General features: G+C 60.3%; 20 protein-coding genes. 8 read left to right on the plus strand and 12 right to left on the minus strand.

The features are described from left to right. Positions 1 to 54 precede the first annotated feature (54 nt). Genes QFW87_RS26055 through QFW87_RS26080 form a run of 6 tightly spaced genes read right to left on the minus strand, consistent with a single transcriptional unit; the run spans position 55 to position 10,248 of the window. Positions 55 to 870 (minus strand): DUF2135 domain-containing protein, encoded by an 816-nt coding sequence (locus QFW87_RS26055; protein WP_283189212.1) that lies wholly within the window; start codon positions 868 to 870, stop codon positions 55 to 57. Between the two features lie 3 nt (positions 871 to 873). Beyond that, on the minus strand, positions 874 to 2,493 hold the full coding sequence (locus tag QFW87_RS26060) for a DUF2300 domain-containing protein (RefSeq protein ID WP_283189213.1): 1,620 nt from the start codon (positions 2,491 to 2,493) through the stop codon (positions 874 to 876). A 1-nt stretch (position 2,494) separates the two neighbouring features. Then, a complete protein-coding gene (locus QFW87_RS26065; protein WP_283190956.1) occupies positions 2,495 to 7,060 on the minus strand; it encodes an alpha-2-macroglobulin in 4,566 nt (1,521 codons plus the stop codon). Next, positions 7,057 to 7,674 carry a DUF1175 family protein gene (locus tag QFW87_RS26070; RefSeq protein ID WP_283190957.1) on the minus strand — a complete coding sequence of 206 codons (618 nt, stop codon included), beginning with the start codon at positions 7,672 to 7,674 and terminating at the stop codon, positions 7,057 to 7,059. Before QFW87_RS26070 ends, QFW87_RS26065 begins: the two co-directional genes overlap by 4 nt. 32 nt (positions 7,675 to 7,706) lie before the next feature. Beyond that, the gene (locus tag QFW87_RS26075) at positions 7,707 to 9,419 is read right to left on the minus strand and encodes a DUF2138 domain-containing protein (protein WP_283189214.1); all 1,713 of its coding nucleotides are present in this window, start codon (positions 9,417 to 9,419) and stop codon (positions 7,707 to 7,709) included. Between the two features lie 37 nt (positions 9,420 to 9,456). Then, positions 9,457 to 10,248 (minus strand): DUF2135 domain-containing protein, encoded by a 792-nt coding sequence (locus QFW87_RS26080; protein WP_283181823.1) that lies wholly within the window; start codon positions 10,246 to 10,248, stop codon positions 9,457 to 9,459. A gap of 3 nt (positions 10,249 to 10,251) precedes the next feature. Between QFW87_RS26080 and QFW87_RS26085 the strand changes: the two genes are divergently transcribed. The 8 genes from QFW87_RS26085 to QFW87_RS26120 all read left to right on the plus strand — a co-directional run bounded on the left by QFW87_RS26085 (position 10,252) and on the right by QFW87_RS26120 (position 18,932). Then, the gene (locus tag QFW87_RS26085; RefSeq protein WP_283189215.1) at positions 10,252 to 10,389 is read left to right on the plus strand and encodes a hypothetical protein; all 138 of its coding nucleotides are present in this window, start codon (positions 10,252 to 10,254) and stop codon (positions 10,387 to 10,389) included. 136 nt (positions 10,390 to 10,525) lie between these two features. Continuing rightward, the gene (locus tag QFW87_RS26090; protein WP_283181824.1) at positions 10,526 to 11,653 is read left to right on the plus strand and encodes a Fic family protein; all 1,128 of its coding nucleotides are present in this window, start codon (positions 10,526 to 10,528) and stop codon (positions 11,651 to 11,653) included. Between the two features lie 112 nt (positions 11,654 to 11,765). Next, positions 11,766 to 13,073 (plus strand): AAA family ATPase, encoded by a 1,308-nt coding sequence (locus QFW87_RS26095; RefSeq protein ID WP_283189216.1) that lies wholly within the window; start codon positions 11,766 to 11,768, stop codon positions 13,071 to 13,073. Beyond that, positions 13,066 to 13,656 carry a hypothetical protein gene (locus tag QFW87_RS26100; RefSeq protein WP_283189217.1) on the plus strand — a complete coding sequence of 197 codons (591 nt, stop codon included), beginning with the start codon at positions 13,066 to 13,068 and terminating at the stop codon, positions 13,654 to 13,656. The genes QFW87_RS26095 and QFW87_RS26100 overlap by 8 nt, the downstream gene beginning before the upstream one ends. A gap of 103 nt (positions 13,657 to 13,759) precedes the next feature. Beyond that, complete coding sequence (locus QFW87_RS26105) at positions 13,760 to 14,002, plus strand: exodeoxyribonuclease VII small subunit (protein ID WP_056743654.1); 243 nt, start codon at positions 13,760 to 13,762, stop codon at positions 14,000 to 14,002. Beyond that, positions 13,999 to 14,886, plus strand: coding sequence for a farnesyl diphosphate synthase (locus QFW87_RS26110; protein WP_283189218.1), 888 nt, complete (start codon positions 13,999 to 14,001; stop codon positions 14,884 to 14,886). The genes QFW87_RS26105 and QFW87_RS26110 overlap by 4 nt, the downstream gene beginning before the upstream one ends. 92 nt (positions 14,887 to 14,978) lie before the next feature. Then, positions 14,979 to 16,877 carry a 1-deoxy-D-xylulose-5-phosphate synthase gene (dxs, locus tag QFW87_RS26115; protein WP_283189219.1) on the plus strand — a complete coding sequence of 633 codons (1,899 nt, stop codon included), beginning with the start codon at positions 14,979 to 14,981 and terminating at the stop codon, positions 16,875 to 16,877. Positions 16,878 to 17,048: 171 nt separating this feature from the next. Next, positions 17,049 to 18,932 (plus strand): TonB-dependent receptor, encoded by a 1,884-nt coding sequence (locus tag QFW87_RS26120; RefSeq protein WP_283189220.1) that lies wholly within the window; start codon positions 17,049 to 17,051, stop codon positions 18,930 to 18,932. A gap of 116 nt (positions 18,933 to 19,048) precedes the next feature. Here the strand turns inward: QFW87_RS26120 and QFW87_RS26125 are convergent, their stop codons facing one another. The 6 genes from QFW87_RS26125 to thiL all read right to left on the minus strand — a co-directional run bounded on the left by QFW87_RS26125 (position 19,049) and on the right by thiL (position 23,414). Continuing rightward, entirely contained in the window at positions 19,049 to 19,849 is an 801-nt protein-coding gene (locus QFW87_RS26125; RefSeq protein ID WP_283189221.1) for a cobalamin-binding protein, read from the minus strand. Further along, a complete protein-coding gene (locus QFW87_RS26130) occupies positions 19,849 to 20,268 on the minus strand; it encodes an MFS transporter (protein WP_074871267.1) in 420 nt (139 codons plus the stop codon). The genes QFW87_RS26125 and QFW87_RS26130 overlap by 1 nt, the downstream gene beginning before the upstream one ends. Continuing rightward, the gene (gene ribA, locus QFW87_RS26135) at positions 20,265 to 20,882 is read right to left on the minus strand and encodes a GTP cyclohydrolase II (protein ID WP_033059420.1); all 618 of its coding nucleotides are present in this window, start codon (positions 20,880 to 20,882) and stop codon (positions 20,265 to 20,267) included. Before ribA ends, QFW87_RS26130 begins: the two co-directional genes overlap by 4 nt. A 306-nt stretch (positions 20,883 to 21,188) precedes the next feature. Further along, complete coding sequence (locus QFW87_RS26140; protein ID WP_283181830.1) at positions 21,189 to 21,926, minus strand: transporter substrate-binding domain-containing protein; 738 nt, start codon at positions 21,924 to 21,926, stop codon at positions 21,189 to 21,191. A gap of 22 nt (positions 21,927 to 21,948) precedes the next feature. Further along, positions 21,949 to 22,452 carry a phosphatidylglycerophosphatase A gene (locus QFW87_RS26145; RefSeq protein ID WP_003228639.1) on the minus strand — a complete coding sequence of 168 codons (504 nt, stop codon included), beginning with the start codon at positions 22,450 to 22,452 and terminating at the stop codon, positions 21,949 to 21,951. Continuing rightward, positions 22,449 to 23,414 (minus strand): thiamine-phosphate kinase, encoded by a 966-nt coding sequence (gene thiL, locus QFW87_RS26150; protein ID WP_283189222.1) that lies wholly within the window; start codon positions 23,412 to 23,414, stop codon positions 22,449 to 22,451. The genes QFW87_RS26145 and thiL overlap by 4 nt, the downstream gene beginning before the upstream one ends. Positions 23,415 to 23,424: the final 10 nt, after the last annotated feature.

Consider the following 23,424-nt stretch of genomic DNA (forward strand, 5'->3'; position numbering starts at 1 on the left):
GCAAGGCGGATCGGAGCCAGGAATTGAGTCAGCATTGCTGTCAAAATCACTCCATCACGGATAACTAAACCCCTTAACCAACGTCAACTCCCCCACCGCCCGCATCGGCACCAGAAAAGTCTCCATCTTCTCGTTCGGCGTCCCTTCCTCTGTAATCACCGTCACTTGCGCTGTCGTCAGCGCCTGAACCGCGTCCTCCTGTCCTTCCTCATCACTGCGATACCCACCCCCAAAGTAATTCACATACACCAGGTATTGGCCTTTTATCGGCGCAGGCATGGCGAAGATTTCCGGGCCGTATCCCGTCGTCACGTCAACATCAAGCGCACCACCGTTAGGAACAACGCGGTCGCCGTACCAGATATGGGCGCCGTCGGGTGTGATGAGGTGCAAGTCGAGGTCGGTGCCATCACTGTCCCAAGCCAGTAGCACCCGCAACTTCGCCGGAGTGGCCCCGCCGCTGGCGTTCAGGAATTGCGTGCGATGCCGCTGCTGGCCATCGGGGCTGCGGACTTCGACGCTGTTGCTGCCATTGGGGAATGAGAACGGGCGATCAAAGCGACCAGCGGGGTCAATCTTCAGTGGCATGCTGACGCCGTTGACGATCAACCGGCCCGGCTCACCAGACTTGGGGGTGGCGTTGATCTGACCGGTGATGCGTGCAGTGTTGGCCTGCCCCACCGGGTTGTTCACCGAGGAGGCCGGGTAGTTAACGATCTGGCGAAAGTTTTCGCCTTCGCCTTCAGGCGCACCGGTGCGCCAGCCGCCAACGGGTGTGTGGAGTTTGGCGGCGCTTTCGGCGGCGAACGTCGTCGGCCATACGCAAAAGGAGCAGAGGAACAGGAAGACCTGTGGATAACGGAGTTTCATGGCCTATTCCAGCAAGAGGTGGCGGGCGAGCCCTTCGATGTAGGTTTCATCCTGGCCGTTGGGGTGTGCTTCGAAGGCCAGGTGCAGGTATTCGTGGGTCAGGTCGAGGCGGTCTTGCAGCGACAACACGCCGCGCACGTAAATGCGCTGGCGTTCACGGTCGACGTAGGGGCGGCCGAAAGCCAGGCGGCAGACGGCGAAGGTGCTGACTTCGTTGTAGCCAACCTCGCTTTCCAACCGCAGACGCCAGCCGCGGCGTTGGTGTTGCAGCCAGTCTTGCGCGGCGGGGAGCGCTTCGCAGGAAGCGACTGGATTGTCCCAGCGGCTGAGGCTGGCACGCGGATAGGCGTGGAGCAGGATGGCGTCGTAGCGTTGGCCGGCGTTGGCTTGTTCGACGGCTTGCTGCCAGGAGAGCTTGTCCGGGCCGGACTGGTCGGAGTGGTAGGTGACGGTGCTGCCGGCGAGGACCAGGTCGCTGGTCCAGGCGGCGATGTTGCGCGACTCGGCGGTGGCTGGACGTGGGGCGACGCGTTGCCGGCTGCTGCTGTCGTCGATGCTCAGGCAGTCGCCGCTGCGGGTGGCGTTTTGCAGCAGATACGTGCGGATCGCGACGACCAGGGCTTTGGCGGCTTCGGCGGGTTCGGGTTTGGCTTCGCGCTGGAGGACACGGGCGACGTATTCTTCGCGGTCCAGACGGGCGATCAGTTTGTCTTTGACCAAAAACAGTTCGCCGTCGCTGTGGATATCGAGTTGGTTGCCGTTGGTGAATTCGACGCGGTAATCGCCCAGCAAGGGCCCGGACTCAACAACACGATCCCCCGCCAGAACACGCCCGATGGGATAGCGTGAAAACAGCCCCACCTCGACACACCGTCCTGCATCCAAAGGCCAATCCACCGGCAACACCGAAGCCAACGCCCCACCGTAGTGACGCAAGACCATTTGACTGGTCCCACGCCCACCGGCCCAAATCGGCGTACCGTCCGCCGTCCACCCAGCAAACCCACCCTGACGCGACGAAGGGTCCTGATCCCCCAACCAGCTCCAGGTTTTCACCCGCAACCGGCCACCGAGTTCGCCCACGACATTGCCGTCAGCCGCATTCAACACCACATCCAGCAACACCCGCCGCGCTTGATCCTGCGCCGGCATTACGGCCAGCATTCGCAGCAACTCAGTCACTGAAACTCGCGTGGAAGGCTGCAACGAAGCCAAATCCAGCAACCACTCCGGTGCCTGCCGCGCCTGCCAATACGCACGCCAGTCAGCGCCAGCAATGCCCAACCGCTGCGGCTCAAAGTACAACCCGCACGACTTCACCAAGGCCTGATCGCGCTCAATCTTGCCGCCCGCCGTGCAGCAGTAAACTTCCTCTTTCGACTGCCCGCGACATTCGTAAGCCGGCTCATGGGCGTTGGTATCCACCAGCCAGCCGTACACAAACAACTTCCACACACTGCCCAGCGGAGTCTGCACATCAGCAGGCAACGACTCGCGCGCGATCACCTGAGTCCGGCTCAACGACAGCAACTCACCTTTAAAAGCCAGCCGCAGCGGCTCCTCCTGCGCTGTCGCCAGCGCAGGAATCAAGAACAGCAGCCACCAGACCAGAGGTCGGGTCATGTCAGTTGACCGTGACCTGGCCGAGGGCCGGTTTTTGCTCTTGCGCCTGATGCTGTGGCGCATAGACCTGAGTGAAACGCACCGGCGGCAGGTTGAACTGGCCTTTCTGCGAGAAGCGCACCAGATGACGCAGACGCAACTCGCCACTCAAGGCGTCGACCGGAATGGCATAGGCCATTTGCCCCGGCTCGAAACGCGCTTTCTCCAACGCGGACGGTTCGGTGCCGGCCTTGCCCATGAGCTTGATGCCCCACGTGGTGCGCTCGACATCGGCGCCCGGTGGCAGCGGCACTTCGAGCATGCCGTAGCGCAACGGTTTGGCGGCTTTGCTGGTGATGATCACTTCGTCCAGATACAGGCTGTCGCTGGACAACGGTTTGGTGCCGACCGCTTCCAGTTTGAAGGTGAAGGCTTCGTCGCCCGGCACCAGACGCGACAGGCGACGGGTGATGGTCACGGCCATCGGATCAACCGGTGGTTGTTTGGTCTGGAAGCTCAAAGCCGCTCGCAACGGACGCTCTTGCGTACCGGTCAGCGACAGCACCGCAGGCACTGGCGAAGAACCCTGCCACGTCCAATAAACCTCACCGGTATTACCGTGTTCTTTCTTCCAGCCTTCACCCGGTGCCAGTAAGAGGGTGGGCGAAGCCTGCTCGATGCTGCGTTGCAACCAGGTCAATGACAACGCACGTTCCAGAGTCGATTGCTGTGGCAGCAAACGCTGCAACAACGCTGCCGCGTGAGCCTGATCAAAGGCTTGCAGCGACAGGTTCAAGGCTTCGGAAAACGGTTGAGAGCTGACGGCCAAACGCTGTTGCGCATCCGCCAGTTGACGATTGAATGCGTCCGGCAGAATCACCTTCGATTGCTTCGCCAAAGAGGCCGTCAGCGCACGAGCGGCTGCCAGACCCAGCGCCGAATCCGGATCGCTCATGACGATGCTGTCTTCGCCATCGTCCATCAGGTTCGCCGCATTGCCCTCGCCCGCTTTCGCCAGATCATCCATCAAACCGCTGAGCAAGGTGTTCACCGGCAATTGCATCTGCTTGGCGAACGACAGGATCAGCGCGCGCTGCAACAGCGGCGTGTTGTTGGCCTGCTTCGAATAGACCTCCAGCACCCGCTGCCAATGCTCCGGCGGCAGGCTCAACTCCAACGCTTTGCTAGCGTGCCAGTCGGCGTAGTAAGCGTAAGCGGTGAGGAACGCATCCGGCTCGCCGTCCATGCCCCACCAGGTGAAGCTCGCCGCAGGCCCGGCCATTTGCACCAGACGCAGACGGCTGTTTTGCATGATCAGGCGCAAGCGATCGCGGATTTGCGGATTCGACGATAAGGCCGGATACGCAATGCTCAGCGGCAGCAAACGACTGGCCGTTTGTTCGACGCCGCCGTACGGATAACTCAACAGATCGTCGAGTGCCGAGCGGAACAGCGCTTGCGGACTGTCATCCAGACGCAGGCGAATATCCGTCGCATCCGCTGGCAAGGTCAGCGGCGTATCACCGCTGGCCACGTCCAGGCTTTGACTTTGGGTCACTTGCCAGCCTTCGCCGGTCGCGGTCAGTCGCACAGCCAAAGCATCAGCCGTTTTACCGTCCTGCACCAGCTCAGCCGTCCACTCGCCACTGGCCAACGCGAACGCTGGCAGCGCGATGTAGTTGATGCCGTTATTCAGCGTCACGGGGACGCGTTGTTCGGTACCGCCGAAATGAATCACCAGCTCAGCCTTGACCGGTTTTTCCGCTTGGCTGAAAGCAAACACACCCAGATCAGGTTTGTCGCCGTTGCGGAATTTGGTCGGGCCGCTCCACTTCAGGTACAGCGGTTTTTCCGAGCGTACAAATTGCTTCTTCTGCCCGACCTGACCGTCATCGGCGATGGCCCGGGCGGTGATGCGCCAGCGGGTCAGCGAGTCCGGCATCTTGAAGGTGAAACGGGTTTTGCCGGTGGCGTCGGTGATCAACTCCGGCTGCCACGCGGCAGTGTCGACGTCTTCACGACGCGGCCGCTCCAGCACTTTCACGCCACGCTCGCTACGGTTAGCTTTGCCCGGCGCGCCAGGGCTGCCCGGCAATGCCACGTCGTAGCTGATGAACGACAGACTGGCGCTGGTGCGCACGTTGTTGCGACGCGGGTGGTAGAAAAACTGGTCGATGGTCGGCGCGACTTCCGGTTGCAGCGCGTAGACCATTTCGTCCACCACGCTGACCGTCAGGTGTGCCGGGATCGGCTTGCCAGCGAACTGCGTGGTCAAGTCCACCGACACGGTATCGCCCGGCTGATACGACTCTTTGTCGGTGGCAATCGCCACGTCGATTTGCGGCGCGATCACCTTGATGCCCGCGTTCTGGAAGCTGTACTGACCGCCCTTGGTGTAAAGCACCGAGAACGTCAGGTTCGGCGCAAAACTATCCTTCACCGGGATCCGCGCGCGGTACTGAGTCTCGCTGAGTTTCTCCAACTTCAGCCAGTCGCCGCCCTTGGACAGCAGCGCTGTGGCCTCGACCTTGTCGCGCTCGAGCGACAGCAGTGCATCGCTGATCGGCTCAGGGAACGTGATCAATGCCAGGGCTTCGTCGCCGGCCTTGTACTCGGGTTTATCGAGGACGATTTCCACGGTGCCCGGCACGGCTTTGACGCCGTCGCCCGTGACCGAATGACCGGTGGCACCCACCACGCGGCCATGGTCATCCTTCAACGTCAGGTTGTAAGTACCCGGACGGTCGAAGGCCAGGGTGAAGCCTTTGTCTTTCGCGGCGAGTTTGCCTTCGCCAACCGTCTGGTCTTCCAGACGCACCCAACTGTAGCTGCTTGGCGTGACTGCTTTACTTTGCTCGCTGCCGCCTTCATTCAAATAACTGAACGCAACCTTGTCGCCCACCGCACTGAAACGCTGAGGCGCGCGCAGGCTGAAACTCGCCGCGCCGCGGTCGATGAGGATTTCCTTGGTGGTCTTGACCCGATACGCCGCGCCATCGCTGGCGAACACGGTGAGCATGTAGCGACTCGGCTTCTCGGCAGCCGGCAGATCGAGCGTCGCGTTGCCCTTGGAGTCGGTGGTCAGTTCGGTGCTGGTCAGTTCCACCGGGAATTGCCCGAGGTATTGCAGTTCATTGTCGACCATCGACAGCTGTTGGGCGCGCAGGCTCAGGCTCAACTTGGCGTTGGCCACCGGTTTGCCGTCCGGGTACAGCAGCACGAGGTTGCCTTTCACCGGTTCGCCGGTGCGGTAATCCTGCTTGGCCAGGTTCAGGGATATTTCGAAGTGCGGCTTGATGTATTCGGCGACACGGAAGGCACTGCTGTAGGCCTGATCCTTGTAGCTGAAACGCAGCTCGTAACCGCCCGCTACCGCGTTGTCCGGCAACTGGAACCGACCTTGAGTGCCAGCCTTGGAATCGAGTTTCAGCGCCAGTGATTGCAGCGCCGTGCCGGTGGCATCAAGCACGGTCACGTTGACGTCGGCAGCAGTCGGCAACACCGAGTCACGGGCGTTCTTGAACTCACGACCAACGATCTTCAGCGACACCCAATCCCCCGGCCGGTACAGCGGCCGGTCGGTGAAGGCATAGAGTTTGGTGTCGTAGATTTCGCTGTCGTAATAGAAGTTTTCGGAGACAAACACCCCGCCCTCTTCGTCCTCGCCGATCACGAACGAACGCTCCGGGCTGACGTGTTTCAAGCGCAGCAAACCATCGGCATCGGTCGCGCCACTGCTCATCACGCCCAGCCCATCGGTCCACAGCACGTTGACCTTCGGCACCGAACTGCCTTCGTGTTTGCGCGCGGCCCACACCAGCAATTCATCACCGGCAATCTTGCTCACGGCTACGGTGTTGGAGACGAAGACCATGGTGGTCGCACGGTACTTGCCGATCAGCGCTTCCACCAGATACAGACCCGGTTTGAGGTTGCCCAACGGGATGTAAACGTTACCCGGCGCAACGCTGACGAACTCACTGGAAGAACCGGCCAGGTTCACGCCTTCCGGCGGCTGGATCGGTTTGGCTTGCCACAGCGGATAACGGAATTGGCTGACCACCGGCAGGCCCGGAATCAGTGCAAATTGCGGCTGCGCGTCGTAAGGCGTTGGCGCGACCATCGCGGCGCCCATCTTCAGCTCTGGCACTTCCTCGGTGACTTGCTTACGCGATTCGTAGGAGAACGCTCGCTGCATCACGCGACGGGATTTGCGGTACCAGTTGTCCCACAGGTACGCGAGGGTGTTCGACAGGCCTTCGCCCTTGAACTGGCCGTCGCTGACCACGCGGTGCAGGTTCTTCTGGCGCTTGAGGAAATCCAGCGGCTTGTCGATGCGGTACACGCGAATGTCCGCGCCGCCGTAAGGCTCCATGCGAAACCGTCGGTAGTCGCGCCCCGGCGCTTCGAGGCGAACCATCGCCTGTTCATCGCTGGCAAAACTGCTGTCGGCCAACAGAAAAAAGCTTTCACCGGCCACCGGCGTGTAGCCGCTTGGCTCGACGGTGTCTTCGGCGTTGACCGCCGAAAAAGGCAGCACTAAGACCAACAGCAGAGGCAGAAAACGCAGCATGCGGGCACCGATCATTGGGAGAGAAAGTTCAGTCGATAGACGCCGATGAAGTTGGGGTTGGCTGCGTCGGGTATCCATCGGGTGTCCTTCCATGTCATTAGTTGCTGCAGGCTTGCGGAGCGCATGCCGTTGTCAGTCGGGGGGGGTGGGGGGGAAGTGGTTGAGCCGGTGTGATAGACGATGTAGCGGCCCATCCAGATCATCAGGTGCTGGTCGTCGCCCTGATCGAAAAACATCAAGTCGCCGGGCCGGGCTTGCGCCAGATCCCGGCCGACCAAATGACTGTTGAACTGAATCAGTTTGATCGCGTTGACGTACGGCCCGACCTTGCCACCTCCCTGCTGCCATTGCTGGGCGAGGCCGCGTTGGGCCTCGCTCAGTTGCAGTTCCGGCGGCAGGTAACGGTTGGACAGGCCATTGCTGCGCAGCCATTTGTCGTCATGAACTTTCAGCGCTTCGTTGGCGGCGAAACGGACCAGGCCCGCGCAGTCCTGCTGATACCAACGCGGGCTCGGACCTTGGGTCAGTTGTTCCTGGGCGATGCGCACGAACCAGGCACGGAATACCTGGGATTGCTGCACGTCCAGCGGCGGCGCCTCAGTGGCAAATGCCCGGGTGCCCAGCAACATCGCCAGCAGGCCGAGGCCTCGGATAAGTGCTGTCACAGGGCTTTCCATTCCAGCGGCAGCCACTGCCAGTGGCCGTCGGGTTCGCTGCCTTCAGGCAAGGTCAGGGCGTATTTGCCGTAACCGCCGAGTTTGCGCAGTTTCGGGATCAGGTAGGTTTGCGCGGCGTTGTAGAACACCGGTTCCATGTCCTGCGGCAGGCTGTCGAGGGTTTCCTGTTGCATCAGTTGCGCCATCGAATCCGGACCGAAGTAGACCGGCATCAGCAGGTCTTTTGGCACCACGTCGGCCATCGGCGGGAAGCGTTTGTCGAGAGTACCGAGGGCTTTATCCACGAGTTTGTCGTCGAGGGAAAACAGCAGCGTCGAACCGTGGCGCGCCAGGCTGACTTTCATGAACGCCTTGCCGGTGATCGCGTCCGGTTGCTCGGCATCCTTGGCCTTGTAAGAACCGAAGTTGGAGCTGACCTGACGCTGCCATTGGTGGGTTGGGCCTTCCTGTTTCTCGACCACCGGGAACGCGTGCTCTTCGACGTTGCCTTCGTAAGCACCGACCATCGAGCCGAACAGGTTGCCCAGATCGCCGTCGAGTTTGGCGCTGTCATCATCGTTCAGGCTGGCCACCAGCAACGGCGTGTACAACCGCGAATCAGCGTACCAGCACAGGCCGGCGGCACCGGCCATGTGTTCGGTCAGGGCCTGGGCCACCGACTCTTCGGCGCCGAGTTTTACCAGCAATGGTTTCTGTTGTTCGGCAGCAAGTGGCAAGGCGACACAGGCACTGGCGCCCATCGGCATGGCTTGCCAGATCGGTTTGAAATCGAAGTCCGGCTGGTTGTCCAGTTCATCCATGGCCAGGAAGCTGTGCCAACCCTTGTCGTCCATGTCGAAACGCAGCCCGGCGAAGTTCGGGATGAAGCGCTGATACCCCATGGCCAGAACGCTGGAATTGACCGAGAGGCGTTGTTTCACCTCCGGCGCACGCGGTTGCAAGCCGAAGGCTTCGGGGAACAGTTTGTCGCCGTTGAGCAATGCGGCGATGGCCTTGGTCGAAACGCTGCCTGCCTCTTCCGATGAGCTGCTTTGCGGATCGTAGAGTTTGGTCGGGTTGGACAGCACCACCAGTTTGTCGCCGTGGGAGGCGAACACCAGGGCTTTGCTGGCGTTGTAGTTGAGTTGATAAAGCGCCACATCGTCAGCGCCGACTTTCACGTCGCCGAGCTTGGTCAGCTGCGAATCATCCAGCGCCACTTTGGCCAGCGGCTCCAGCACCTTGGCCAGCCCACCGCGATCCATCACCAACAGGAAATCCTTGAGCCGACCATCCGCCCCACGCCACAGCGCCACGTCTGCCGGTTGATCAAAGAGCTGCTCGATCAAACTGTCCTGCAACTTCAGGTCATGTTCGTAAATGATCCGCCGCAGGCTGCCGATCAAGCCGAGACGATCGGCATGCGCTTCGTAATAGAAGACGAAATCTTCGGTCAGGGTTTCCTTGAGGAACGGCACCGTCAGCAAGTCCTTGGGCAATTGGCTCAAGGAATGGGTTTCGAGCAGACCGTCCGGCCGGCTCATGCCCAGTTTGTCGCTGGCCAACGCCGCCGGGGGCGCCTTGGGTTTGAGCATTAACCAGCCCAACCCGACCGCGACACCGGCCACCAGGACCAGCCCGATCAGCAGCGCCGGCCAGCGGCGAGGAGTTTTGGCTGCTGGCGTTTCGGCGGCCGGAGAAACAGTGTTATCGCTCATGTTCACAAAACCCGATGTCATCCGTGGAGCGGGATGCTTAATAGTTGAAAGTCTTGACCAGCAGCAGGTCACCGATGGCCCGCAGGGGCACGATGAAGGTCTCGCGTTTTTCGTCGACGGTGTTTTCGTTGAGCACCAGGTTGATCTGCGAGGTGATCACCTCGTTCTGGTTGCTGGTCTCATCGAAGTTATAGCCGCCACTGCCGAAGTTGCCCCAATAGTTCACGTAAACCAGATAGGTGCCATGCATCGGCGCGGTCATGGTGAACATTTCCGGGCCGGGGCCATCGACGCCGTCCGGGTCCAGCCCGCCGCCGTTGCTCATCGCCGGGCGAGCCCAGAACGCGTGCTGGCCGTCGGGAGTAATGATGTGCAGATCGAGTTCGGCTTTCGGGTCGTCCCAACCCAACACCACGCGAATCCGCGCCGGGGTGCGCAGGTTGTTGGCTTCATAGAATTGAACGCGCTTGAGCGATTTGCCCTCGGCGCTGCGCACTTCGACGCTGTTGGAACCCGCGCCGAACGCATACGGCCGGGCGAAACGCCCCTGGTCGTCGGTGTACAGATTCAGCGGGTTGCCGTTGACGGCCAGGGTGTGCGGCCCTCGCTGGGTGCCGATGGCCTTGAGCTGGCCCTGGATCATGGTGCGATTGCGCTGCACACCGCGATCGATCGGTGGCGTGGGATAGGCGACTTGAGGATTTTCAGTGCGGTCCAGCAGGCCGGAATAACGCCAGCCACCCACGGGTTCCGACACCTCGGCCGAAGGCTCGGCCAACGCCGCGGTCGCGCAGACGAGCCCCATCAGCAATAGAAGAAATGAACGCATGTGATGCCTCCTGCCATGCATAACGAAACCTTGCGCCCGATCCTCGGCGCGTTACAGATCCAAAAACTGCGTTTCGTCAGAAAGACCCATGACTATCGGGTCGTAGAAGGCGCGAAGATTAGCCATTCGGCGGTTTTTTAACAATCGGCTACATCTATATTGCGGTGGGATTCACGCTGGCAAGTGGACGGTGAGCCGAATAGGCGTCATATTCGGCTCACCGCATGAGCCGAATAACGTTTCTATTCGGCTCACCCACTCCAAGAGCACCGAGTTCATGGCACCTCACTGGATCTGGCAGCAGCCCGATTGGCCGAATTTCAACTGGCAAGCCGAGCGCCTGACACCGCTATTGCGCGAGTGCGTGCAGGCCCAAGGTCGGTTGATGGGCATGGCCTGTTCAGTGGGCAGTTCGCTGAGCGCTCAGAGCGAACTGGATGCACTGTTGCAGAACATCGTGACGTCTTCGGCTATCGAGGGTGAACAGCTGAATGTCGGCTCGGTCCGCTCATCGCTGGCGCGGCGTTTGGGCCTGGAACAGGTCAATGGCAATCAAGTCAGCCAACGCAGCGAGGGGCTCGCGCAATTGATGCTTGATGCCACCCAGCATTTTGCGCACCCCCTGACGTTGGAGCGATTGCTGGAATGGCATAGTTGGTTGTTTCCGGATCAGGACACTGACTTCGCCGTACGGCCGATCCGTGTCGGAGCATTGCGCGGCGACGAGCCGATGCAGGTGGTGTCCGGGCGTCTAGACAGGCCGACCGTCCACTTCGAGGCACCGCCCCGCCAAGGTCTTGAACAGCAACTGAACACCTTCCTCGGCTGGTTTGAAGCCAGCCGGAGCCAGGAAGCACTCGATCCATTGCTGCGGGCCGGCATTGCGCACTTCTGGTTCGTCACCCTGCACCCCTTCGATGATGGCAACGGTCGCTTGACGCGAAGCATTACCGATCTTGCGTTGGCTCAGGGTGAGGCGCAGGCGATCCGTTTCTATGCCATGTCCGCAAGCATTCTCGAGGATCGCTCCGGCTATTACCGGGTACTGGAAACCAGCCAGAAGGCGACGGCGGATATCACCGAGTGGCTGGAATGGTTTCTGCAAACGCTGCTGCGCAGCTTGCAACAAGCCATGACCCGGATCGAAAGCGTGCTGGGCAAGGCGCGTTTCTGGCAGGCGCACCGAGAATCAGGGCTAATGGCCGAGCAGGCCAAGGTACTCAATCGCTTGCTCGATGGGGAGGGCAGCATCAGCGCGGCACAGTATCAAGCGGTGGCGAAAGTATCCAAGGCCACTGCGACTCGTCATCTGGCTGAGTTGCTGGAGAAGGGTTGCCTGAAACGCTTGCCCGGAGGTGGGCGCAGTACGCGTTATCAAATTGATGATTCAGACCCAATTCAATGATGAGCAACTCTCCAGTTTCAAACAAAGATTTTGACTGGAGCTCAATGTCATCTCATGGTCAACTACGGCCAGAAAAACCGTCGGCAAGGACGGTAGAACCAGAGGTAAGCCTGTGAAGCTGCGCAAACTGAAACTCAAGGATTTCCGTCGATTTGAAGACATTGAAATCGACTTCCATCCTGAACTGACGGTAATTGCCGCACGTAACGGACAAGGTAAAACTACCATTCTGGAAGCCATTGCCACCGCTCTCGGCCCCTTTGTGGGCGCATTCGATATGGGAAAGTCCAAGCACATCGAGCGTACCGACGCTCGTTATGTTCGCTTGGGCAACAGTTTTGAAAATGAGCAAAGGTTTCCGGTCGTCATTGATGCGGCTCTTGATACTCCAAGCATCCAGTGGCAGAGAGCCCTGCATGGCCCCAAAAGCCGTACGACAACCAAAGAAGCGGCTCCTCTGGCCAACTGGGGTAAGAATCTACAAGAGCTACTGCGTTCCGAAGTAGCGACTGCCTTGCCGCTAATTAGCTACTACCCAGCAGGACGGCTCTGGATCACCCATAACAACAGTTCACGAAAAGCGGTGGTGAGTGCCAGCAGAACCATGGGTTACGAAGACTGCTTATCCTCTGCATCCAACTTTGTGCAAATGCAGCAGTGGATGCGCAAGGCGACAATGGCACTGCTCCAACAACAAGAGCTACCAGGTTATGAGCAGTCAGACCTGAAACCCAGAATCGCCGGAATTCAAAACGCCGTAAATCTGGTTCTGGAGAATGAAGGGTGGAGCAACTTCCATTACAGCCTTGGCTATGAAGATCTCGCGATGTCTCACCCTGATCACGGGCTGCTGCCCATCAGTCTGCTCAGTGATAGCGTTCGCGCGATGATCTCGTTGACCGCCGACATGGCATTTCGCTGTGCGCGTTTGAATGGTCAATTTCAGGATAAAGCCCCGCTGCTGACTGAAGGCATTGTTCTGATAGATGAAGTCGACCTGCACCTTCACCCCGCTTGGCAGCAACAAGTGCTCGCAGCCTTACGTAAAGCGTTCCCAAAGATCCAGTTCATCGTCAGCACACATAGTCCACAGGTATTGACTACCGTGAACCGCGAACAGATCCGCGTGATTCACAAGGATGAGCAAGGCTGGATTTCTGAACAACCGGCAATGAGCCCTTTGGCACAGGAATCGGGAGACGCACTGGCAGGGGTCATGAATGTGAGCACCCGCCCTCCTATGGACATAGTTGAAACAGCTCACGAATATGAACAATTGTTCCGGGACGGCGCAGGCACCAGTCCACAAGCCAAACAGTTGAAAAAGGAGTTGGACGACGCAGGTTATGAAATTTCCGAAGCTGATATGACGCTCTGGACGTTCCTTGCAGCGCAAGTTAGGAAGGCGCGTAATGATTGAGTTGGCTCATAACCCTGTAACACCGCAGGCGCTTATGGATTTCAACGCGGCTCATCCACATGCGGGGCCAGGCGACTTCGATGGAAATGCCTTTCACTTAGTGAAAAAAATCGTGAAGGCGAGCCTCCATTACGGTCAAGGCGGGCTTTGCGTTTATTGTGAAACGCCACTCGAGCCTGATTCAGGACAAATTGACCATATCAAACCTAAGCGCGGCAACGATGGGCACCCTCACTTGACGTTCACTTACACCAACTATGCGCACGGGTGTATCCGATCAGGTGGGTGTGGACAACGAAAAGGAGACCGGGTCCTTCCGATTGAACCTGCACCCGGCTGTAACGAGCGGTTCTCGCTGTCATCGGATGGCTCGCTGGAACCTATGCCCACTCTTAACCGGAGGGAAAAGCATGTGGTTCGCCAAACGAGAGACATGCTTGGGCTTCAAAGTGCTGCGCTCGTTCGTGAACGTGAAAAATGGATAAACGCCTTTGTCAGCCTCCTGAAGGAACAGCCATTGATTGCGAAAGATTTTCTGAGAGAAGCCCCCTTCCGCCATATTTTGCTTCGTTTGATCAGTTAGCCTCTTCGTCGTGCCAGTGAGTTAACGGGGTCCCGCCCATTTGCCCATACCCCCCATGTCTGCTAGTGTCGCGCCGGTTTAACGTCAACCGGAAATAGCCGCCATGGCCCGCAAAAAAGCTGCACTGGATTTCGAACAATCTCTCGCTGACCTGCAAACGCTGGTGGAGCGTCTGGAGAACGGCGAACTGTCGCTGGAAGATTCGCTGACGGCTTTCGAGCAGGGCATCGGTCTGACCCGCGATTGCCAGGCGGCGCTGGCCCAGGCCGAGCAAAAGGTTCAGGTGCTGCTCGAGCGTGATGGCGAACTGGCCGAGGAACCCTTCGAAGCGGATCAGCCAGAATGATTGCAGCGTATTCGGCGACCAGCCAGGCCCGCGTCAATGCTGCACTGGAAACCCTGTTCAATGCGCCGAGCCCTGAGCTCGCGCGTCTGTACGAGGCGATGCGCTACAGCGTGATGAATGGCGGCAAACGGGTTCGCCCGCTGCTGGCCTACGCCGCGTGCGAAGCGCTGGGTGGCAAGGCTGAGCAAGCCAACGGCGCGGCGTGCGCGGTGGAGCTGATTCACGCTTATTCCCTGGTGCATGACGATTTGCCGGCCATGGACGACGACGATCTGCGTCGTGGGCAGCCAACCACCCACAAGAAATTCGATGAAGCTTGCGCGATTCTGGCCGGTGACGGCTTGCAGAGCCTGGCCTTCAGCGCCCTGCTCGACCCTCGCCTGAGCACCTCGGACGCTGAAATCCGCCTGCAAATGGTCAGTGCTCTAGCGTTATCGGCAGGCCCGGCCGGCATGGTCGGCGGTCAAGCCATCGACCTCGGCTCCGTTGGCCTGAAACTCGATCAAAAAGCCCTTGAATACATGCACCGGCACAAGACCGGCGCGCTGATCGAGGTCAGCGTCAAACTCGGCGCCCTGGCCAGTGGTCGCGCCGAAAAAGACGAACTCAAGTCTTTGCAGACTTATGCACAGGCCATCGGTCTGGCGTTCCAGGTGCAGGACGACATTCTCGACGTCGAAAGCGATACCGAAACCCTCGGCAAACGCCAGGGTGCCGATATCGCACGCGACAAGCCAACCTACCCGGCCCTGCTCGGTCTCGACGCTGCCAAGGCCTACGCCCTGGAACTGCGCGATCAAGCCCTGCATGCGCTGCGACCGTTTGACGCGGCAGCCGAGCCGTTGCGCGATCTGGCCCGTTATATCGTCGACCGGCGCAGCTGATGGCGTATCCGCCAAGTTAAAAGCAACGCGTGGGCAGGGGGCGATGCATCAGGTAAACTGCCGCATCTTTTATACCTATAACGATTCGCCTGATGCCCACGACGTTTCATGAGATTCCCCGCAAGCGCCCGACCACGCCCCTGCTCGACCGTGCCAACACGCCGGACGGCCTGCGCCGGTTAGGCGAAGCCGAGCTGGAAACCCTGGCCGATGAGTTGCGCCTGGAATTGCTCTACACGGTCGGTCAGACCGGCGGGCATTTCGGTGCCGGCCTGGGCGTCATCGAGCTGACTATCGCGTTGCATTACGTGTTCGACACCCCGGATGACCGGCTGGTGTGGGACGTGGGTCATCAGGCCTATCCGCACAAAATCCTTACCGGCCGTCGCGAGCGCATGGGCACCCTGCGCCAGAAGGACGGCGTCGCGGCCTTCCCGCGTCGTTCCGAGAGCGAGTACGACACCTTTGGCGTCGGCCACTCCAGCACGTCGATCAGCGCAGCGCTGGGCATGGCCATTGCCGCCCGCCTGCAAAACAGTGATCGCAAGGCGATTGCCGTGATCGGCGATGGCGCACTGACCGCCGGCATGGCCTTCGAGGCGCTGAACCATGCGCCGGAAGTGAACGCCAACATGCTGGTGATCCTCAACGACAACGACATGTCGATCTCGCGCAACGTCGGCGGGCTGTCGAATTATCTGGCGAAGATCCTTTCCAGCCGCACTTACGCGAGCATGCGTGAAGGCAGCAAAAAGGTCCTGTCGCGCCTGCCCGGCGCTTGGGAAATCGCCCGTCGCACCGAAGAATACGCAAAAGGCATGCTGGTCCCCGGCACGCTGTTTGAAGAGCTGGGCTGGAACTATATCGGCCCGATCGATGGCCACGACCTGCCGACCCTGATCGCCACCTTGCGCAACATGCGCGATCTCAAAGGCCCGCAGTTCCTGCACGTCGTCACCAAGAAAGGCAAAGGCTTCGCCCCGGCGGAAGTCGACCCGATCGGTTACCACGCGATCACCAAACTCGAACCGCTGGACGCTCCGGCCGCCGCGCCGAAGAAAGCTGGCGGGCCGAAGTATTCCGGTGTGTTCGGTGAATGGCTATGCGACATGGCCGCTTCTGATCCGCGCTTGGTCGGCATCACTCCCGCGATGAAGGAAGGCTCCGATCTGGTGGCCTTCAGCGAGCGTTTCCCGCTGCGCTATTTCGATGTGGCGATTGCCGAACAACACGCCGTGACCCTCGCTGCCGGCATGGCCTGCGAAGGCGCGAAACCGGTGGTGGCGATTTATTCGACGTTCCTGCAACGTGGCTACGACCAATTAATTCATGACGTCGCGGTGCAAAACCTCGACGTGCTGTTCGCCATCGACCGCGCGGGTCTGGTGGGCGAAGACGGCCCGACTCACGCAGGTAGCTTCGACCTGTCGTTCCTGCGCTGCATTCCCGGCATGCTGGTGATGACCCCGAGCGACGAAAACGAACTGCGCAAAATGCTCACCACTGGCCACCTGTTCAACGGCCCGGCGGCGGTGCGTTATCCGCGCGGCTCTGGCCCGAACGCGACGATCGAGAAAAACCTCGAACCGATCGAAATCGGCAAGGGTGTGGTTCGTCGCCAAGGCAGCAAAGTCGCCCTGCTGGTGTTCGGCGTACAACTGGCCGAGGCGCTGAAAGTCGCCGAAACGCTGGATGCAACCGTGGTCGACATGCGGTTCGTCAAACCGCTCGATGAAACACTGGTTCGCGATATCACCGGCCGCCACGAGCTGCTGGTGACCATCGAAGAGAACGCGATCATGGGCGGTGCCGGTGGCGCCGTCAGCGAATTTCTCGCCCGCGAAAACATCCTCAAGTCGATGCTGCACCTGGGCTTGCCGGACAGTTACGTCGAGCATGCCAAGCCTGCGCAAATGCTGGCCGAGTGTGGGCTGGATGAGGCCGGGATCGAAGCTTCGATTCGTCAGCGCTTGCAACTGCTGAGCATCTAAACCTCAGACTTATGCAAAACCCCTTGTGGGAGCGAGCCTGCTCGCGATAGCGGACTGACAGTCAACTTATTCATTGACTGACACACCGTCATCGCGAGCAGGCTCGCTCCCACATTGGTTTTTTGTGCCTTTCAAAACCTGTGCTCGCCTCAAAGCGCCGATGGACTGCTGATGAAACTCTCCCGCCTCGCCCTGACGCTGACCCTGCTACCGGCCGGCGAACTGCTGGCCGACACCTTCGAACGCGACCAGGCCCTGAAGCTTCCCGACGTGCTGATCAGCGCCAACCGTCAGGTCGAAGCGCGCAATGACAGCAGCGCCGCCAACACCGTGTTCACCCGCGAAGACATTGATCGCCTGCAACCGAGCAGCGTGACTGACTTGCTGCGTCGTGTGCCGGGTGTGCAGGTCGGACAAACCGGCGGGCGCGGGAGTCTGCCGGGGATTTACATCCGCGGCACCAAATCAGCCCAAAGCCTGGTGCTGGTCGACGGCCAGCGCATCGGCAACTCCACCTCCGGCGACAGCAACCTGCAACACATCAACATCGAACAGGTCGAGCGCGTGGAAGTGCTGCGCGGTTCCCGCTCGGTGATTTATGGCAGCGATGCGATTGGCGGGGTGATCCAGATCTTCACTCGTCGCGGCGGCGAGCAAGGCCTGCAACCGCGAATGCACGTGGGCTTTGGCAGCAACCAGACCTGGGAACGCAGCCTCGGGCTGTCCGGCGGCGACGAGCAGACCCGATTCAACCTGGGTGCCAGCCTCGATGAAACTGCCGAAATCAATCGCACCCGCGAGTCCTATTCCAGCGACGGCGATCATGACGAATACCGCAACAAATCGATGAGTTTGAGCCTGAGTCACGCCCTCACCGATGACATCGAAATCGGCGCCAATCTGCTGGATAACCGTGGCAAAAGCGAGTTCGACAATCCGTTCGGCCGCTTCGACATGGACGCGTTCGAGTCAGTCCAGCAACAGCCCTACAGCGACTTCGCAGTGAGCAGCGTCAGCAGTTACGTCGATGCGCGGATCAATGACCTGTGGAAAACCCGCGTCGAGTTCGGCCACAGCGAAAACCGCGAGAAGACTTTGGACAAGCTCAGTGACGAGCGCAGCGTGTTCAACACTTACCGTGATTCGGTGAACTGGCAGAACGACCTGACCCTCGACGAGCGCAACAGCCTGATCCTCGGCGGCGACTGGTACGAGGACCGGATCAACAGCAGCACGCCATTCGACGAGGACAGCCGCTGGAACCGTGCGGCGTTCATTCAGCATCATTACCAGGCAGAAAGCTTCTCCACCGAACTGGGCCTGCGCCGGGACCGGAACCAGCAGTTCGGCGGCCAGAATAGCTGGAGCGGCACCTTCACCCTACCGCTGAATCCGGACAACGATGTGCTGCTGACCTACAGCGAAGGCTTCCGCGCGCCGACGTTCAACGATCTGTACTACCCCGATTTCAGTAATCCGGATCTGAAACCCGAGACCTCGAAAAGCTACGAACTGCAATGGCGCAGTCAGCTGACCGACACCGCTCGCCTGGAAGCTTCTTTGTACCGTACGGACCTGGAAGACGCGATTATTCTCGGTAGCAACTCACGGCCACAGAACGTGGCCTCGGCACGGATCAACGGGTTCGAAGCGGCATTGAAACAGGAACTGTTCGGCTGGCAGAGCAACCTCGGCGTGGCGATCATCGACCCGCGGGATCGCGACAGCGGCCACACCCTGGCTCGGCGCGCGCGGCGGACCTTGAGCCTCGATCTGGATAGGCAGTTCGACCGGCTGCGGCTCGGCGCCAGCTGGCAGGCTGTGAGCAGCAGCTATGACGATGAGAACAATCAGCAGCCGTTGGGCGGGTACGCGTTGCTGGGGTTGCGCAGTAGCTGGGAATTGAATCGTGAGATCAAGTTTGAGTTGAAGGTCGATAACCTGCTGGACAAGGGTTATAGCCGGGCGCTGTACAGCCATGACGGCAGTCAGAATGGGTATCGTGAAGAAGGTCGGGCGTGGATGTTTGGGGTGACCTGGACGCCGGAGCTCTGATCTGAAACCAGCGGTGTTTGGGCTGGCCTCTTCGCGAGCAGGCTCGCTCCCACAGGGGGGTTCGCACAGAGATCCAATGTGGGAGCGAGCCTGCTCGCGAAGGCCGCTCCTCGGTCTCAGCGGTCCGGCGCGATCACATGGCACAACTTCGCGGTCGCTTCGATCATCTGCCCGCTCGGCCGCTCCAGCCCCTTATCCGTTACCAACAGCAATTGCCCCTGCGCCACTGCGGCAACCTGCGGCCAGGCTTTCCACGCATCGAGCTGCGCCTGATCACTGGCCAGAATCACGTCTGGATTACGCTGCAATACCGCTTCAATACTGACCTGCGGCGCCGGCAACGCCAGGTCGGCAAACACATTGCGCGCCCCGCACACCTCAAGCGCATCGCTGATGATCTGCCCGCCGCCAACGGTGTACAGCGGCCGATCCCAGACCTGATAAAACACCCGCAATGGCACATCCCGACGATAACGCTGGCGCAGCGAATCCAATCGTTGACGCAAATTTTCTGCCAATGAAACGCCACGCTCCGGACGGCCGAGTTGTGAGGCAATCGCCTCAATCTGCGACGTGAGTTGTTCGAGGCTGTGGGGTTCAGCAACGTAGGTCGGGAGGTTCAACCGCTTGAGCTGTTCACGCTGGGCCGGGCCAACGCTACCGGGCCAGAGCAACAGCAGATCGGGTTTGAGACTGAGCAGCTGTTCCATGTCCAGCTGACCGTACCGACCAACGGAAGGAAGGTCTTTGAGTTCAGCAGGACGCTCTCCCGCATCCAGCACACCCACCAACAGGTCGGCTGAATCCAGCTCAACAACGATTTCAGAGAGCGATGGCGCGAGGCTGACAACGCGTTCGACCGCAACCGTCGGGCCACTGACGGCCAGCAGCAAAACCGCCAGCCAGACGGGTCGCATCAGCCGAGTTGACGCGGAATACGGTAGAGGTAAAACAGCACCAGGGTCGACAGCGCCAGCAGCATCAACGGCACGGCTTCGAGGCCGACGAATACCGCCAGCGCGGCGATCCAGGCCGGCAGGCCGGCAGCCAGGAACGCCGTGCGACGCTTGGCAGCCAAGGCGATCCAGGCAGCAGGTTCTTCAGGGGTATCGAGGGCTTTTTGAGTGGCGATCAACGCGTGTTTGTAGCCGCCAAAGAATTTCAGGCTGACAAACATCGACGCCACACCGGCGATGAACAACGGCATCGCCAGCACCGGCAGGATCGCCTCGCTCTGGCCAAATACGCCGTTGATCACGAACAGCGGCACCAAAGCCAGCGCCAGGTATTGCCACCAATTGACGGACAGTCGCCGCCGAACCTGACCGCGGGTCACGCCCGGTCTGCCTCACCCTGGTGCTCGTTGCCCATCATGTGGTCGAGCTTGCTGGCCTTGGTGGCCAGGTAGAGTTTGTTATGCGGGTTATGGCCGGTGTGCAGCGGCACGCGCTCGGCGACCACGATGCCCATGTCGGTCAAGGCTTTGACCTTGCGTGGGTTATTGGTCATCAGACGCAGGGATTTCACGCCCAGGTGCTCCAGCATCGGCAGGCACATGGCGTAGTCACGTTGGTCGGCGGCAAAGCCCAGACGCTCGTTGGCTTCAACGGTATCGGCGCCGCCATCCTGCAATTCATAGGCGCGGATCTTGTTCAGCAGGCCAATACCACGGCCCTCTTGACGCAAGTACAGCAACACGCCCCGGCCCTCACGGGCGATGGCCTGCAAGGCAGCCTCGAGCTGCGAGCCGCAGTCGCAACGCTGGCTGAACAAGGCATCGCCGGTCAGGCATTCGGAGTGCAACCGGCCGAGTACCGGGGCACCGTCGACGAACTCACCCAGGCTCAGCACAACGTGCTCGCGCCCGTTTTCTTCATCGAGAAAGCCGTGCATGGTGAATTGCGCAAAAGGCGTTGGCAGCTTGGAAGCGGCGACAAAAACGACAGGCACCGGTGTGCTCCTGATCAATAAGTACTGGAGATTCGCAGAGGCGGCATTGTAACAGCACGTTCCGACAGACGCTTAGGCTGAATTATGGGGCATAACAATCAAAAAGTTAGATCACTAGTGCCTAAGGCCCAGTCTACGCACGCCCTGTAATTGAATGGACTCGCCCACGCCGAGGCGTCAATGCGCCACGGTGGCAGAGCCGTCGTGAAACCTGTCGACTCGGTCAGTCTGATACACCGCGGTGCCTGAATTTACGACGGCTTCGCCGCCGGACGCAGGCTTCGCCAGCGGCTACAGGGTTCGCGCTTAGTTTGAGTCGAACGGATAGGGTTGTTTCCAGCGCTCGAAGATCGGTTTCAGCTGGCCGTTCTTCACCAGTTGCTCCATGCGTTGGTCGAAAAGCGCCATCAGGGTGCGAGCCTTGGGGGTCTTGGCAAAGCACAGATACAGCGGCAGTTCCGCGATGTGGGTGCGACGGAACTGCGACGGATCCTTGGCCCACCTGAGGACATAGTCGACCTCGGTCAGCGCGTCGATGTAAAAGTCGGCGCGGTTGCGGGTCAACATCGACAAAATCCCGGTACGCCGCATGACTTCGTTATAGCGGCGTACGTTAGGCAGGTAATCCTGAAAGTCGTAGCCGCGGACCCAGGCCAGTCGATAGTTGCCCAGGGTTTCCGGGGTCGGCGCAGGGTTGCTGGCCAGCCCCAAGGCATAGATGTGATCGGTATCGAAGTTCCAGCGCGGATAGAGCAGATCGCTGGACTCATCAAGATAGGAGCCGACACAGGCATCCACTTCGCCGCGCTGGGCCAGGCCCATGGAGCGGACGTAGGGTTCGCTGCGGATGTCCAGCTTGACCCCCGCTGGCTCGAAGACTTCCCGCAACACGTCCCAGCCCAGACCGTGGCCATCGGCGGCGGTGTAGTCTTCCCAATCTTCGCTGGCCAGATGAATCACCGACGGCGTTGCATCCCCGTCACTAGCTTGGGCGAGCGAGCAAAACATCGCGAAAATCATCACAGCCAACCAGCGCCGAGCCATCCCTAGTCCCCTGTTTTGCCCGTCAGGCAAAAATCCATACCAGCCCCTGCATCGCCAACCACGCAAACACCCCGGCCAATACGTCATCGAGCATGATCCCAACGCCGCCATGCACATGCCGGTCGATCCAGCGAATCGGCCACGGCTTGAGGATGTCGAAGAAGCGGAACATCAAAAACCCCGCCAGCAACCAGTACCAACCTTCCGGCACCAGCCACAGGGTGATCCACATCCCGACCATTTCGTCCCAGACGATGCCTTCATGGTCGTGCACCCGCAAATCGTCAGCGACCTTGCCGCACAGCCAGAAGCCAAACAGCATGGTGATGCCGAGCATCAGCCAGTAACCCCAATCGGGCAGCATCTGCCACAACGGGATAAAGGGTAGCGCAACTAACGAACCCCAGGTGCCCGGTGCTTTTGGCAAGGTGCCCGAGCCGAAGCCGAACGCCAGGAAATGCCACGGATTGCGCCAGACCGAGGGCGGTACGAATTCCGCCGGGACCTGTTTGGGATGATCTGTCACGGTGTCTCCCGAAAATGTTGATAGCCCCGGGTTTGCGGGGTGATGTCTTGTCCATCGGCGTCCAGCAGCACTACGCCCTGCCCCGTCACAACACGCCCGACCACATGGATCGGCCAGCCGTCGCTCAACAATTGCGGCAACTCGACGGACGGCAAGGTAAAGGCCAGCACGTAATCATCACCACCGCTCAGGGCCGCTTTTTCGGCACCCGACTGGCCGAGGAAGGCGACTAAAGCGTTCGACAGTGGCAGCATGTCCCGTTCAACCTGAATGCCGACCTTCGACGCGAGCGCGATGTGCCCGCAGTCCGCGAGCAGGCCGTCGGAGATGTCCAGCGCCGAGGTGGCTTTGCCGCGTAGCGCCTGGCCCAACGCGAGTTGCGGCTGCGGCGACCAGTAATGTGCCAGCAGTGGATCGGCGACGATGGCTTCAGCCGTCCGCTGACCGAGCACCAGCGGCAATGCCCCCGCCGCGTTGCCAAGCTCACCGCCAACGCACAGCAAGTCGCCTGGCTGCGCACCGCTGCGGGTCAACGCCAGACCTGCCGGTACACGACCGAACACGGTCATGGTCAGGCTCAACGACCCACGGGTGGTATCACCGCCCACCAGCGCCACACCACAGCGCTGCGCCATGATGTTCAAACCACGGGCGTAGGCGTCCAGCCAATCGGCGGTCACCGTCGGCAAGGTCAGGGCAAGGGTAAAGGCAACGGGAGTGGCGCCCATGGCAGCCAGATCGCTGACGGCCACAGCCAGCGAGCGCTGACCGAGCAGAAACGGGTCGCAAGGATCTGTGAAATGCACACCGGCAACCAGTGTGTCGGTGGAAATTGCCAACTGCTCCCCGGGGGGAACAGCCAGCAAGGCGCAGTCATCGCCGATCCCGAGGGCAACGCCTTCGCCGCCTTGCGCACAAGGCGCGGCGGCGAAGAAATTGCGGATCAGCTCAAACTCGCCCATGGCAGCCATT

Source organism: Pseudomonas sp. PMCC200344 (assembly GCF_030053095.1).
Classification (GTDB): Bacteria; Pseudomonadota; Gammaproteobacteria; order Pseudomonadales; family Pseudomonadaceae; genus Aquipseudomonas; species Aquipseudomonas svalbardensis.

Bases quoted from the DNA above. Each gene is read 5' to 3' on its own strand.
- QFW87_RS26055 (WP_283189212.1), bottom strand. From the start codon at position 870: ATGAAACTCCGTTATCCACAGGTCTTCCTGTTCCTCTGCTCCTTTTGC.
- QFW87_RS26060 (WP_283189213.1), bottom strand. From the start codon at position 2,493: ATGACCCGACCTCTGGTCTGGTGGCTGCTGTTCTTGATTCCTGCGCTG.
- QFW87_RS26065 (WP_283190956.1), bottom strand. From the start codon at position 7,060: ATGATCGGTGCCCGCATGCTGCGTTTTCTGCCTCTGCTGTTGGTCTTA.
- QFW87_RS26070 (WP_283190957.1), bottom strand. From the start codon at position 7,674: ATGTTGCTGGGCACCCGGGCATTTGCCACTGAGGCGCCGCCGCTGGAC.
- QFW87_RS26075 (WP_283189214.1), bottom strand. From the start codon at position 9,419: ATGAGCGATAACACTGTTTCTCCGGCCGCCGAAACGCCAGCAGCCAAA.
- QFW87_RS26080 (WP_283181823.1), bottom strand. From the start codon at position 10,248: ATGCGTTCATTTCTTCTATTGCTGATGGGGCTCGTCTGCGCGACCGCG.
- QFW87_RS26085 (WP_283189215.1), top strand. From the start codon at position 10,252: ATGCCTCCTGCCATGCATAACGAAACCTTGCGCCCGATCCTCGGCGCG.
- QFW87_RS26090 (WP_283181824.1), top strand. From the start codon at position 10,526: ATGGCACCTCACTGGATCTGGCAGCAGCCCGATTGGCCGAATTTCAAC.
- QFW87_RS26100 (WP_283189217.1), top strand. From the start codon at position 13,066: ATGATTGAGTTGGCTCATAACCCTGTAACACCGCAGGCGCTTATGGAT.
- QFW87_RS26105 (WP_056743654.1), top strand. From the start codon at position 13,760: ATGGCCCGCAAAAAAGCTGCACTGGATTTCGAACAATCTCTCGCTGAC.
- QFW87_RS26110 (WP_283189218.1), top strand. From the start codon at position 13,999: ATGATTGCAGCGTATTCGGCGACCAGCCAGGCCCGCGTCAATGCTGCA.
- dxs (WP_283189219.1), top strand. From the start codon at position 14,979: ATGCCCACGACGTTTCATGAGATTCCCCGCAAGCGCCCGACCACGCCC.
- QFW87_RS26120 (WP_283189220.1), top strand. From the start codon at position 17,049: ATGAAACTCTCCCGCCTCGCCCTGACGCTGACCCTGCTACCGGCCGGC.
- QFW87_RS26125 (WP_283189221.1), bottom strand. From the start codon at position 19,849: ATGCGACCCGTCTGGCTGGCGGTTTTGCTGCTGGCCGTCAGTGGCCCG.
- QFW87_RS26140 (WP_283181830.1), bottom strand. From the start codon at position 21,926: ATGGCTCGGCGCTGGTTGGCTGTGATGATTTTCGCGATGTTTTGCTCG.
- thiL (WP_283189222.1), bottom strand. From the start codon at position 23,414: ATGGGCGAGTTTGAGCTGATCCGCAATTTCTTCGCCGCCGCGCCTTGT.